This is a genomic window from Caballeronia terrestris, from assembly GCF_001544515.1.
Taxonomy (GTDB): Bacteria; Pseudomonadota; Gammaproteobacteria; order Burkholderiales; family Burkholderiaceae; genus Caballeronia; species Caballeronia terrestris.
The window spans coordinates 141,543-154,242 of sequence record NZ_FCOL02000002.1; the positions used below are offsets into that span (position 1 = coordinate 141,543).

11 protein-coding genes are annotated in these 12,700 nt (G+C 63.7%); 3 read left to right on the forward strand and 8 right to left on the reverse strand.

What is annotated here, in order from left to right:
- Window positions 1-254 precede the first annotated feature (254 nt).
- Window positions 255-734, forward strand: a complete 480-nt coding sequence (gene moaC, locus AWB67_RS02415; RefSeq protein WP_087654644.1) for a cyclic pyranopterin monophosphate synthase MoaC — start codon at window positions 255-257, stop codon at window positions 732-734.
- Window positions 735-740: 6 nt separating this feature from the next.
- Here moaC and AWB67_RS02420 read toward each other — a convergent pair whose 3' ends face one another.
- From AWB67_RS02420 to recA, 8 genes are all read right to left on the reverse strand, one after another.
- Window positions 741-2,555: a PglL family O-oligosaccharyltransferase gene (locus tag AWB67_RS02420; RefSeq protein ID WP_087654645.1), complete on the reverse strand. Its 1,815-nt coding sequence runs from the start codon at window positions 2,553-2,555 to the stop codon at window positions 741-743.
- Between the two features lie 182 nt (window positions 2,556-2,737).
- On the reverse strand, window positions 2,738-3,313 hold the full coding sequence (locus tag AWB67_RS02425; protein WP_200822156.1) for a pilin: 576 nt from the start codon (window positions 3,311-3,313) through the stop codon (window positions 2,738-2,740).
- 138 nt (window positions 3,314-3,451) lie between these two features.
- The gene (locus tag AWB67_RS02430; RefSeq protein ID WP_087654647.1) at window positions 3,452-4,165 is read right to left on the reverse strand and encodes a TerC family protein; all 714 of its coding nucleotides are present in this window, start codon (window positions 4,163-4,165) and stop codon (window positions 3,452-3,454) included.
- A gap of 157 nt (window positions 4,166-4,322) precedes the next feature.
- On the reverse strand, window positions 4,323-5,204 hold the full coding sequence (gene sucD / locus AWB67_RS02435) for a succinate--CoA ligase subunit alpha (RefSeq protein ID WP_087654648.1): 882 nt from the start codon (window positions 5,202-5,204) through the stop codon (window positions 4,323-4,325).
- 121 nt (window positions 5,205-5,325) lie between these two features.
- Window positions 5,326-6,507, reverse strand: coding sequence for an ADP-forming succinate--CoA ligase subunit beta (gene sucC / locus AWB67_RS02440; RefSeq protein WP_327365224.1), 1,182 nt, complete (start codon window positions 6,505-6,507; stop codon window positions 5,326-5,328).
- Between the two features lie 97 nt (window positions 6,508-6,604).
- A complete protein-coding gene (locus AWB67_RS02445; protein WP_087654650.1) occupies window positions 6,605-7,222 on the reverse strand; it encodes a DUF2889 domain-containing protein in 618 nt (205 codons plus the stop codon).
- A gap of 332 nt (window positions 7,223-7,554) precedes the next feature.
- Window positions 7,555-8,460 (reverse strand): recombination regulator RecX, encoded by a 906-nt coding sequence (recX, locus tag AWB67_RS02450; RefSeq protein ID WP_445344207.1) that lies wholly within the window; start codon window positions 8,458-8,460, stop codon window positions 7,555-7,557.
- 549 nt (window positions 8,461-9,009) lie between these two features.
- Window positions 9,010-10,083 carry a recombinase RecA gene (recA, locus tag AWB67_RS02460; protein WP_087654652.1) on the reverse strand — a complete coding sequence of 358 codons (1,074 nt, stop codon included), beginning with the start codon at window positions 10,081-10,083 and terminating at the stop codon, window positions 9,010-9,012.
- Window positions 10,084-10,319: 236 nt separating this feature from the next.
- Between recA and AWB67_RS02465 the strand changes: the two genes are divergently transcribed.
- Together AWB67_RS02465 and AWB67_RS02470 are read left to right on the forward strand one after the other, a co-directional pair.
- Window positions 10,320-11,081 (forward strand): response regulator, encoded by a 762-nt coding sequence (locus tag AWB67_RS02465; protein WP_087654653.1) that lies wholly within the window; start codon window positions 10,320-10,322, stop codon window positions 11,079-11,081.
- Between the two features lie 7 nt (window positions 11,082-11,088).
- Window positions 11,089-12,675, forward strand: a complete 1,587-nt coding sequence (locus tag AWB67_RS02470; RefSeq protein ID WP_087654654.1) for a sensor histidine kinase N-terminal domain-containing protein — start codon at window positions 11,089-11,091, stop codon at window positions 12,673-12,675.
- Window positions 12,676-12,700: the final 25 nt, after the last annotated feature.

Here is a 12,700-nt window from a genome sequence, read left to right on the forward strand (position 1 = left end):
TGGAAAACAACGGCTTGGTATGATGAGCCCCCATTTGAATGGCTGAAGCAATTACTCGCATAGGGCCAGAAAGCGCTAAAGCGCTAACTCTCGTCGATACTCTGCATGGGACCAGAGTGAGCGCTAAAGCGCTAACTCTCGTCGATACTCTGCATGGGACCAGAGTAAGCGCTTTAGCGCTAACTCTCGTCGATGCTCTGCATGGGACGAGAGTAAGCGCTAAAGCGCTAACTCTCGTCGACACAGGAGACGCAATGTCCGGACTTACTCATTTCGATGCTTCTGGCGAAGCGCACATGGTCGATGTCGGCGACAAGGGCGAGACGCGCCGCATCGCCGTCGCGCGCGGGTCGATCGCGATGCTCGACAACACGCTCGCGCTGATCCGCGAAGGCCGCGCGAAGAAAGGCGACGTGCTCGGCGTCGCGCGGATCGCGGCGATTCAGGGCGCAAAGCGCACCGCCGACCTGATCCCGCTGTGCCATCCGCTCGCGCTGACGCGCGTCGCGGTCGATTTCGCCATCGATGACGCGCTCCCCGGCGTGCACTGCGAAGTGCGCGTGGAGACGGTCGGGCGAACGGGCGTGGAGATGGAAGCGCTGACCGCCGTGCAAGTCGGCTTGCTGACGATTTACGACATGTGCAAGGCGGTCGATCGGGGAATGACCATCACGAACGTGAAGGTCATGGAGAAGCATGGGGGGAAGTCGGGGGATTGGGTGGCGCCGGCCTGAGCCGCCTCACTCCTCCCCATCATCCTCATCTTCCGACGACGAAGTAGCTTCCGCCGCCGGCACCCCATAAATCCTCACCAACTCCGCCTTGAAAGAAGCCATCGGCTTGCCCTGCTCGTCGAGCAACTGATAAACCGCCGCCAGTTGCTTCGGCCAGTCGTGCAATTGCGTCGCGAAAATCTTCAGGCGCGCGACCGTATCGAGCGCGGCGTCGCGTTCGCCCGCCAGCGCCTGCAGCACCGCCAACCGTCGCAGCACCGTCTCACCGGGAAGCAGCGCCAGCGCCTGCTGGTGCATCGCGAGCTTCTCGGCGAGGTTCTGGCCGTTCATCGGAAGCAGCGTCGCCGCGCCGTATTCCCCCCACGCACGAAACAGAAACGACGGATCGTTCCGATACTGTTCCGCCGGCCGCGACCCGTAATACAGCACCTCCGCGCGGTTGTAGTCGCGCAGCACGGGATACAACGCCGCGAGCCCGCCGACCACGAGAATCGTGTAAAGCCCATACGACACCGGCCGCGCGACGAGTCGCAGCGCGCGCGTCTCGAGCAGGCCAAAGACGAGCATCGCCGGCATCAGGAAGAACATGTACTGCTGCGGATACTCGACGAGCGCATGCATCATCAGCACGCCGAGCAGCGCGAGGCCGAAAATCCACGCGGGCGTCTGAGGGGCGCGAACTACGCGCACGAACCACGTGATCACGCCGAGCAGCAAAATCCCGAGCCCGAGCGCACCGGTTTTCGCAAGCAGATCGATGAAGATGTCGTGCGCGTTGTTCGCGATCTCGACGCCGCCCAGTTCCCGCACGAAGTCGAACTGATAGCGCGGAAACTCGCCCCAACCGACGCCTAGCAGCGGATGCGTCTTGAACATCGTCCAGCCGTATTTCCACAGCGCGAGCCGCGGCGCGATCTGGTTCGCGTCCTGCATGCGCTCCGCCGCTGACTGCGCGAGATCCAGGTTGAAACGCAAATTCGCCCAGCGGATCGCGATGTTCACCGCAAAAAACAGCACGGCGAGCACGGCCGGCAGTAGCCACGCGCGCATGTCGCGCTTCCCCGGCAGGTCGCTTTCGCCCAACACGGAAGGCCGTCCAAGCACGAACGCCATCCAGAACCCGGCGACGACGACCACCGCCATCTGCAACCACGGTCCGCGCGACACGGTCAGCGCGAGTCCGACGGAAAAAATCGTCGACAAGACGAGCCACGCGATCACCGGCAGCCGCCGCGACTGCACGAAATAGAGCGCGCCCGCCATCGCGAACGCGATGTAGGTCGCGAGGTGATTGGCCTGCGCCATGTTGCCGAACGGCCGGCGCTCGATCATCACGTTGTACGCGACGATGAACGGCGTGAACTTCGCCTCCATGTGCAGCAACTGCACGATCTGGCAAAACACGGCAAACAACCCGCCGACGATCAACGCCGCCGCGCTCCAGCGCAGCGCCTTTTCAGCAAGACCGGCGCGCGCGAGGCCGAAGCCCGTATGCACCGTCACGAACGACGCAAGCAGATAACCGCCTCCGAGCCAGTTCAGCGACGGCTGCGCGACCGGCAGCAGCGCCGTCTGCGCGATCAGCAGGAGACCGAAGGCGAGCGGCATCAGCGCGATCATCGGCGTGGCGAAAGGAACGCGCGGCTCGTTCACGCGCACGAGGAGCGCCACCGTCGCGCCGAGCGCGAGATACAGGACGAGCGCGCTGTATTCGGCGTAGAAGGTCGGGATCGGATAGGTGTGGTTGACGACGGCGTAAGGAATCGTCAACGCGAGACAAAGAGCGGCAAGAGCAAGAAAACGCGCGAATTGTGAAGGCATGGCGGCTGGGAACGTCGGGGACCGGCGCACTATACAAAAAATTACCCGCACTGTCCGGCGCTCCGGCCGAAATGCCGCGAAATCGGCGGGAATCGTCGGGGAATCGTTGTGCGTTCGCCATGACGCGGCGTTTTCGAACGATGGACAGCGCGGACGCGCTGTCCATCGCTTGTCGCGTCACATCAGGCGCGGCACTCCGGAGGCGCGAGATTCGCCGGCAGCGTCGGCGCTTCGGCCGGATTCGGCCCCGCGCCCGGAGCCGGCAACGACGACGCCGTCTTCTCGCCCGCAAAGCACTCCCACGTCACCGACCCCGGCTGGACCACGCCCTTCGCGAGCGCGATGCGCTTGGTCGGCAAGTCGGCGTTGTCGGGCGCCGATGGCACGAGCACCAACGTGTTCGAGCCCGAAGGCGCTACGCGCGTCGAATAGGCGATCGTCACCTGGCCGTTGTCGCTGTCGACGTGAATCGACTCCACGTTGCGCGTGCCCGGCGGCGACGCGTAACCACCGCCCAGCTCCGAGCCGCTCGCCGCATTCTCCGCGACCGCCAGCCGCGCCGACGAAGCCAGCGACATCCCCTCGCCCACCCTGCTGCGTGCCAGATAGTCCTGATACGCCGGAATCGCGTACGCCGCGACCACGCCGACGATCGCCAGCACGATCATCAATTCGATCAGCGTAAAACCCGCCGCCAACCGGTCCGTGCTTCGTTTCCGAAACCACTGCAGACCACTTGCAGCTTCAATACCGCCCATCGCCAAGATCATTTTTCATCCTCCCAAAAGACAAAAGCGCCCGGCCTGCTCGGTGCAGACCGGACGCTTTCATCGTATTGAGAGGGGCGCGCGCGCGGCAGTCGGCCGATCGGCCAACGCTGCGTCTCGCCTCGGCCGTCAGTTCGTCGCGCTTCGCGAACCCGACGACAGCGCGCGCCGCCGGAAGAACCAGCCCGCCGCGAGCACGATAAGCGCACCCGCGATATGCGCCGCGTAAAGCGCGCTCGTCGTGTTGAGGGCGGGCCAGCGGTCGATAAACGGATCGTCGATGATCAGCCCGCCCGCGATCCAGCCGAGCAGCCCTGCGCCCAACGCGACGACGATCGGAAAGCGGTCGAGCAGCTTCAGCACCAGCGTGCTACCCCACACGATCAGCGGAATGCTCACGACGAGCCCGAAGATCACGAGCGTCAGCCGATGTTGCGGATCGGCGGCCTCGGCAGCGCCGGCGATCGCGATCACGTTGTCGAGACTCATCACGGCATCGGCGATGATGATCGTCTTGACCGCCGCCCACAGCCGGTCGGACGACGTGATGTGGTGATCGTCGTGGCCCGGCATCATCAGCTTGATGCCGATCCACAGCAGCAGCAGGCCACCGACGAACTTGAGGAACGGCACGTCGAGCAGCACGACCGCGAACGCGATCAGCACGACGCGCAGCAGGATCGCGCCGAGCGTGCCGAGCAGCACGCCGCGCGTACGCTGCTGGTCAGGCAGGTTGCGGCACGCGAGCGCGATCACGACGGCGTTGTCGCCGCCAAGCAGGATGTCGATGATGATGATCTGGATGACCGCGCCCCAGTGGAGCGTCGCAAAGAATTCGAGCATTGAAAAAGGCGGATAAGGACGAGCGAAAACAGTCGCGGAAATAAAAAAGCGAGGAAGCCAACGCTCCCTCGCTTTTGAATCGACATTTTTACGAAAGGGTCTAGTAAGAGTACCAAACCCTCGCGCTTTCCGCCGCTTTACCGTGCCCGAATCGGCCCTAGATCACCGATTTCAACAAACGCGCCATCTCCGACGGGTTCTTCGTGACCTTGATACCACAGGCATCCATGATTTCGAGCTTCGCGTCCGCCGTATCGGCACCGCCCGAGATCAGCGCGCCGGCGTGGCCCATGCGCTTGCCCGGAGGCGCCGTCACGCCCGCGATGAAGCCGACCACCGGCTTCTTCATGTTGTCCTTGATCCAGTAGGCCGCGTTGGCTTCGTCCGGACCGCCGATCTCGCCGATCATGATCACGGCGTCCGTGTCGGGATCGTCGTTGAACATCTGCATGATGTCGATGTGCTTCAGCCCGTTGATCGGATCGCCGCCGATCCCCACCGCCGACGACTGGCCAAGACCGAGCGCCGACAACTGGCCGACCGCTTCGTACGTCAGCGTGCCCGAACGCGACACGACGCCGATTCGGCCCTTCTTGTGGATGTGACCCGGCATGATGCCGATCTTGAGCTCGTCCGGCGTGATCGTGCCCGGGCAGTTCGGCCCGAGCAGCAGCGTCTTGCGGTTTTCGCGGCGCATGCGGTCCTTGATCTCGAGCATGTCGCGGACCGGAATGCCTTCCGTGATGCAGATCGCGAGATCGAGGTCGGCCTCGACGGCTTCCCAGATCGCGGCGGCAGCGCCTGCCGGCGGCACGTAGATGACCGAGACGGTCGCACCCGTTTCAGCCTTCGCTTCGGCGACGCTCGCGTAGATCGGAATGCCTTCGAAATCTTCGCCCGCGCGCTTCGGGTTCACGCCCGCGACGTAGGCCTCGCGGCCGTTCGCGTACTCGCGGCACGCGCGCGTATGGAACTGACCGGTCTTGCCGGTGATGCCCTGCGTAATGACCTTGGTGTCTTTGTTGATCAGAATCGACATGTAGTGACCTCTGTTCGTTTGGCATCGCCCGTTGCGCGTGTTTCACGCGCACACGAGCGCCGCCATTCGTATCTGGTGGAACGGAACGCCCGTAAGTGCTTTTCGAATGCCCGAAAAGCGCTTACTTGCCTTCGGCTGCGGCGACGACCTTCTGCGCAGCTTCTTCCATGCTGTCGGCCGCGATGATCGGCAGGCCGGAGTCCGCCAGAATCTTCTTGCCGAGGTCTTCGTTCGTGCCCTTCATGCGCACGACGAGCGGCACCTTCAGCGCCACCGCCTTCGAAGCCGTCACCACGCCTTCCGCGATCACGTCGCAGCGCATGATGCCGCCGAAGATGTTGACGAGGATCGCCTTCAGGTTCGGGTTCTTCAGCATGATCTTGAAGGCTTCCGTCACCTTCTCGGTCGTGGCGCCGCCGCCGACGTCCAGGAAGTTCGCCGGTTCGCCGCCGAAGAGCTTGATGGTGTCCATCGTCGCCATCGCGAGGCCCGCGCCGTTCACCAGACACCCGATGTTGCCGTCGAGCGAGATGTACGCGAGGTCGAACTTCGACGCTTCCACTTCAGCCGGATCTTCTTCGTCGATATCGCGATACGCGACGATCTCCGGATGACGGAACAGCGCGTTCGAATCGAAGTTGAACTTGGCGTCGAGCGCGATCACCTTGCCGTCGCCGGTGACGATCAGCGGGTTGATTTCGGCGAGCGATGCGTCGGTTTCCCAGAACGCCTTGTAGAGACCTTGCAGGATCGCGCGCGCTTGCGGGATCGACGCATCGGGGATGCCGATCTTGCGCGCGAGGTCGTCGGCGTCTGCGTCCTGCAGGCCGGTCGACGGCTCGACGGCGAACTTGTGCAGCAGTTCCGGCGTCTTTTCCGCGACTTCCTCGATGTCCATGCCGCCTTCGCTCGACGCCATCACAACGACTTTTTGCGAAACGCGATCGAGCACGAGTCCGATGTACAGTTCCTTCTTGATGTCCGCGCCTTCCTCGATGAGCAGGCGGTTCACCTTCTGGCCTTCAGGGCCGGTCTGATGGGTGACGAGCTGCATGCCGAGGATCTGGTTCGCGTATTCGCGAACCTGGTCGATCGACTTCGCGACCTTCACGCCGCCGCCCTTGCCGCGGCCGCCAGCGTGAATTTGCGCCTTGACGACCCAAACCGGGCCGCCCAGCTCTTGCGCGGCCTTGACCGCATCGTCCACCGAGAACACGGGCTTGCCGCGCGGGACCGCGACGCCGAATTTCCGCAGGATTTCCTTACCCTGGTACTCGTGAATCTTCATGCGTGATTCCTTCAGTCTGAGAGTTGGATTGAACTTCGCTTGTCTTGAAGCTTTTATGGACCGCTGGTTTCTTCGCTAGCCGGCTGGGCCGGTCTTGCTGTGTCTTGTTTGATCAACCTGTCTTTTCTTCGATTCCGGCCGGTTCGTTCGGATCGCTCGGCTTATGGCCGAACCAGCGCGGGTAGTACTCGCCGACTGCCGGGCCGTCGAAGCGCAGCGCATTGCATCTACCGAGCTGGAATGGCGGTTTTTCTTCGGATGGGGCTGCGGCTTCCCCTTTTGGATTGCCGTTCTCGATACTCCAGACTTCGCCCGCGAACGCCTGGATGGCGGCCGTCGGCAAGACGGCGCACAGCTCGGTGAGATGCGTGCAGCCGACGGTACCGCGCAACAGCCGATTGGCTTCGCGACGAAAATTCTGGAGGAGATTGAGACCGATGAGGGAACGGTAGACAGGATTGGACTCGGCACACAGACCGCCATAGGGCGCCCATTCCGACGACGCTTCGGCGTCGACGATAGTGAGCTTGCGGTCGATGGTGATGCGCAGCCAGAGTTCATGGATCGGCAGGCCATTGGGCCGGACGCCCGACGCGAGATGGACATCGCGCGGCTTTTCATCGGTTAGACGGGCTTCGATGTCCCACAATCCATCGTCTCGCTCAAAGGCTTCCAGTCGAATCGCGCGGCGATGGCGCAACTGGCGGGAAACGGGCGGCGAAAGCGGCATGCGAGGTCAGGAAGGCCGGATGAGAAAACTTGTGAATTTTAGCATATTGGGTATTTCGGGCTGGGATGGGCTTCGGCACGTGCGTGCTAGGACGGGATGTCCCGGGACGTGGGCGATGATGGGTCAAGACTCATCAACGGGCGGGTCTGTCATGTAATCCGACGTAGCCGCTGGCATTCTGGATCATTCGCCGGACGCGCAAGGTCACGCATTCCGATGCAGCGGATCACGGTTTACATCCTTTGACAGGTGAACCGTCCAAGTGTCCGACCGAGCCGACGGTGCGTGAATTTAGTGCCGGCGGGACCTGTCATTCATTCCCACGCCACCGATCAATCATCCGCTGACTGAGGCAGCCATTCTTCATCGTCGCCACCTTTCAGCACATTCGCGATAGTTCCGCCCGAAAAACCGCGCGCCGCGAGAAAGCGCGCCTGCTTCGCCCGCTCCGCCGAATTTTGTGGCGGCGTGCCGTATTTTCTGCTCCAGACGGCGTGCGCGCGCGCCGTCTCGGTTTGTGACAGCTTGTCGCCGGTTTCGCGGATAAGCGCCTCCCCGACGCCGTGTCGCTTCAGTTCATTGACGATCACGTTCGCGCCCACGCGGCCCGCCCGCCGATGCACGACGCTCTCGACGAAGCGTTCATTCGACAACCAGCCGTCGCGTTCGAGCTCGTCGAGCAAGGTTTCGAGCGATTCGGCTTCCTGGACGAAAGGCATCAGCTTGCGCGACAACTCCGCCCGGCTGTGCTCCCGACGTGACAGATAGCCAAGCGCGCGACCCTTCAGCGACCGCTGCGGACGCTTGCTGGATTTGGCGTCCGCGCTTGGCGGTTTGCGGCGGGATTGAGTCGAGCGGCTATAGACGGATTCTTCCGGTGCGGACTCGATGTTCGACTCCGGCACGCACTGCTCGAAGGGTTCGAAAGGGTCGGCGTCGTCGAAGGGATCGGAGAAGGCGGGAAGCGTTGAAGGCGCAGGGCTCGTCGATTTCACCTCGCGCGGCTTCTCCAGCGTTTGCTCGAGCAACGCGCGGGCGCGTTCGAGCCGCCTGCTGCGGGCGGCTTCGAATGCTGCTTCGGTGGGCGGCAATGAGGCTTCGCTGGGTGGCGATATTCCTTTGCTCGGGGCTGATGATGCTTCGCTATGCGTCAATGCTGCTGTGCTGGGTGGCGATGATGCTTCGCTATGCGTCAATGCTGCTGTGCTGGGTGGCGATGATGCTTCGCTATGCGTCAATGCTGCTGTGCTGGGTGGCGATGATGCTTCGCTATGCGTCAATGCTGCTGTGCTGGGTGGCGATGATGCTTCGCTATGCGTCAATGCTGCTGTGCTGGGTGGCAATGCTGATTCGCTGGATGGCGCGTTGTTCGCTGGAGTGCGCTCGTCGCATGCCGCGCGTCGTACGTCTTTGCGACTCCAGGCGCGGCCGCCTAGCGGCGCACGATCGCGAGCCGACGAGACCTCATCACTCGTTGCGCCCTCGGACCCAGACGCCCCCGACGCCCCGCCACGTGAAAATCCGCCCCCCAAAACACGACGCGCCGACGCGGATTGCTCCGCGCCGGCGCGTTCGTTCTTGCGTCCCCAGCCATTCGCACCCTTCGATGCGCCGGCCCCAACGCCGCGTCGTTCGCTGCTTCGCTCGTAGCGATCAGCGCCTTCGACAGCATCGTCGGCCGAGCCATCCGGACTCCGGTCTTCACCGCGGCGTGCATCACCGCCTACCTTCGATCCGAACCGGCTCTTGCGCATCATGGCTTGCAGCCTGGATGGTGACCCAAGCGCTTACTCTTCCTCACCCGCCACCGCGACGCCCGTCACAACAGCGTCCGCCATCGCGTTGACACCCAACGACTCGCGAATCCTGTTCTCGATTTCGCGCGCCATGTCCGGATTTTCGCGCAGGAATTCACGCGCGTTGTCCTTGCCCTGGCCGATCCGCTCGCCGTTGTAGCTGTACCAGGCCCCCGCCTTGTCGACGAGTTTCGCCTGCACGCCTAAATCGATGATTTCGCCCTGACGCGAAATACCCTCGCCATAAAGAATGTCGAAGATCGCTTCACGGAACGGCGGCGCCACCTTGTTCTTCACCACCTTCACGCGCGTTTCATTGCCGATCACTTCGTCGTTCTTCTTGATCGAGCCGATCCGGCGAATATCGAGACGCACCGACGCGTAGAACTTCAACGCGTTACCGCCCGTGGTGGTTTCCGGATTGCCGAACATCACGCCGATCTTCATGCGGATCTGGTTGATGAAGATCACGAGGCAATTCGTGCGCTTGATCGTGCCCGTAAGCTTGCGCAGCGCCTGCGACATCAGCCGCGCCTGCAGACCCGGCAGCGAGTCGCCCATTTCGCCTTCGATTTCCGCCTTCGGCACGAGCGCCGCGACCGAGTCGATCACGATCATGTCGATAGAACCCGAGCGCACCAGCGCATCAGCGATTTCCAGCGCCTGTTCGCCCGTGTCCGGCTGCGAGATCAGCAGGTCGGATGCGTTCACGCCCAGCTTCTGCGCGTATTGCACGTCCAGCGCGTGTTCCGCGTCGATGAACGCCGCCGTGCCGCCGATCTTCTGCATCTCGGCGATCACCTGCAGCGTGAGTGTGGTCTTGCCCGACGATTCCGGGCCATAGATTTCCACCACGCGCCCGCGCGGCAAGCCGCCGACGCCGAGCGCGATGTCCAGACCGAGCGAACCGGTGGACACCACCTGAATGTCTTCGACGACTTCGCCCGCGCCGAGCCGCATGATCGACCCTTTGCCGAACTGCTTTTCGATCTGCGAAAGCGCGGCGGCCAGCGCCTTGCTCTTCTCTGCAGACATCCCGCCCGGGCCTTTCTTGCTTTCTTCCATGAATCGTCCTTTGCTATGATGAACGGCGTCTGAGATTGCGCGCGCGGGGCCGAACCCGCCGGTCGCACTAATCCGGACACTGTATAAAAAAACAGTAGTTTTTGCAAGCCCGATCGTCGGGGCGACGCATTTTAAGCGCCCGCGAATCGTGCAAGAACCCGCAAGAACCACAACAACACCTGGAGACCGCCGCGCCGGGCGAATTGCGGTGCCGGCAATGCCCCCGCGCACATCACATGCGAATCCTCATTGCCGAAGACGACAGCATACTCGCGGACGGGTTGGTTCGATCACTCCGCCAATCGGGATACGCCGTCGACCATGTCAAGCACGGCGCCGAAGCCGACACCGCGCTCACGCTGCAAACATTCGACCTGCTGATCCTCGATCTCGGCCTGCCACTGATGTCGGGTCTGGAGGTTTTGCGCCGTCTGCGCGCCCGCAATTCGCAGATGCCGGTCCTGATCCTGACCGCCGCCGACAGCGTCGACGAGCGCGTGAAAGGCCTCGATCTCGGCGCCGACGACTACATGGCGAAACCCTTCGCGCTCAACGAACTCGAAGCCCGCGTGCGCGCGCTCACGCGGCGCGGCGCAGGCGGCGGGCCGACGGTTGTGAAGCACGGTTCGCTCTCGCTCGACCAGGTTGGGCGAATCGCCTATATCAACGAGCAGATCATCGAGCTGTCCGCGCGCGAATTGGGCGTGCTCGAAGTGCTGCTGCAGCGCATCGGGCGGCTGGTGTCGAAGGAACAGCTCGTCAATCACCTGTGCGAGTGGGGCGAGGAAGTCAGCAACAACGCGATCGAGGTGTACGTCCACCGGCTGCGCAAGAAGATCGAGCCGAGCGGCGCGAAGATCATGACGGTCCGCGGACTCGGCTATTCGCTCGAAAAGGCCGCGAGCAACGCAACGAGCGCGTCGGGCGCAAACGGCGCCAACGGTCAAGCCAATCCGTCGGGCAGCAACCCGGCGCCGACGAGCCCTCACTATAAGTAGAGCCAGCATGGCGTCGCCCGCTTCCACCGAGCGCGCCGCCACTGCGTCGCGCGATTCCCCGCCCGGCGGTCCCGGTAATCCAGGCACCGACCGCGCAGATTCCGACGCCGTCCGCGACGCCCGCTACGCCAACCCGTTCGCCCCGCCCGACGAGCTCGAGCCCGAAGGCGAGCCGCATCCGCGCTCGCTCTTCGGCGAAATCCTCGACTGGATGCTCGCGCCGCTCCTTCTGCTCTGGCCGATGAGCATCGCCGTGACGTACCTCGTCGCGAAGTCGATCGCGAACGGCCCGTTCGACCGCGCCCTCGAAGCCGACGCCTACGTCCTCGCCCGCCAGATCCAGCCGGTCAATGGCGTCGCAGAGTTGCGGCTGCCCGAGGCGACGCGCGATTTCCTGCGCGCCGACAACGTCGACAGCGTGTTCTTCCAGGTGCTCGGCACGCGCGGCGAACTCGTCGGCGGCGACCGTGACATGCCGCTCCCGCACGACGACGACCGCCCGCAGCCCGGCATCGTCGAATTTCGGGATGACGTCTTGCGCGGCAACGACATCCGCATCGCGTACACGACGGTCGAGTTGCCGACCCTGCCGGAGCCAGTGCTCGTGCAGGTCGCCGAGACGCTCGACAAGCGCAGCCAGCTCGCCAACGACATCATCAAGGGCGTGATCCTGCCGCAGTTCGTGATCCTGCCGCTCGCGATCGTGCTCGTGTGGTTCGGGCTCTCGCGCGGGCTCGCGCCGCTGCACGCGCTGCAGTCGAACATCCGCGCGCGCCGCCCCGACGATCTCTCACCGCTCGAAGCCGGCCACGCGCCGCCCGAGATCGCGCCGCTCGTCGCGTCGTTCAACGATTTGCTGACGCGGCTCGAACAGAACATGGAGTTCCAGAAACGCTTCATCGCCGATGCCGCGCATCAGATGAAAACGCCGCTCGCCGGCCTGCGTACGCAGGCGGAACTCGCGCTGCGCCAGGACGTTTCGACGGAAGTCCAGCGCTCGCTCGAGCAGATCGCGACGAGTTCCGAGCATGCCGCGCGCCTCGTCACGCAACTGCTCGCGCTCGCCCGAGCCGAGAACCGCGCCACCGGCCAGATTTTTTCGCGCGTCGAGCTGACGGATATCGCCCGTTCGGCGGTGCGCGACTGGGTGCAGGCGGCGCTCTCGAAGGGGATGGACATCGGTTACGAGGAGCCGCCGCAACCGGTCGAGGTGGAAGGCAACGTGGTGATGCTGCGCGAAATGCTGTCCAACCTGATCGATAACGCGATCCGCTACACGCCGCCGGGCGGCCGGATCACCGTGCGCGTGCGGGCCGACGAGCGCAATCTCGATCTCGTCCATCTCGAAGTGGAGGACACCGGGCTCGGGATTCCGGCGGCGGAGCGGGAGCGCGTCGTGGAGCGGTTCTACCGGATTCTCGGCCGCGAGGGCGATGGCAGCGGCCTTGGGCTCGCGATCGTCCGGGAGATCGTGGCGATGCACGGCGGCACGCTCGAACTCGAGGATCATGTCTATCAGGAAGCACCACGGCTTGCCGGGACGCTGGTTCGCGTCAGCCTGCAGCGGGTTTATCCTGCCCGGGATAAACCCTGAGCACGCAACCTACGAACGATCATTC

Excerpts from the sequence above, each read along its gene's own strand:
- moaC (WP_087654644.1), top strand. The coding sequence starts at position 255 with ATGTCCGGACTTACTCATTTCGATGCTTCTGGCGAAGCGCACATGGTC.
- AWB67_RS02420 (WP_087654645.1), bottom strand. The coding sequence starts at position 2,555 with ATGCCTTCACAATTCGCGCGTTTTCTTGCTCTTGCCGCTCTTTGTCTC.
- AWB67_RS02425 (WP_200822156.1), bottom strand. The coding sequence starts at position 3,313 with ATGGGCGGTATTGAAGCTGCAAGTGGTCTGCAGTGGTTTCGGAAACGA.
- AWB67_RS02430 (WP_087654647.1), bottom strand. The coding sequence starts at position 4,165 with ATGCTCGAATTCTTTGCGACGCTCCACTGGGGCGCGGTCATCCAGATC.
- sucD (WP_087654648.1), bottom strand. The coding sequence starts at position 5,204 with ATGTCGATTCTGATCAACAAAGACACCAAGGTCATTACGCAGGGCATC.
- AWB67_RS02445 (WP_087654650.1), bottom strand. The coding sequence starts at position 7,222 with ATGCCGCTTTCGCCGCCCGTTTCCCGCCAGTTGCGCCATCGCCGCGCG.
- recA (WP_087654652.1), bottom strand. The coding sequence starts at position 10,083 with ATGGAAGAAAGCAAGAAAGGCCCGGGCGGGATGTCTGCAGAGAAGAGC.
- AWB67_RS02465 (WP_087654653.1), top strand. The coding sequence starts at position 10,320 with ATGCGAATCCTCATTGCCGAAGACGACAGCATACTCGCGGACGGGTTG.
- AWB67_RS02470 (WP_087654654.1), top strand. The coding sequence starts at position 11,089 with ATGGCGTCGCCCGCTTCCACCGAGCGCGCCGCCACTGCGTCGCGCGAT.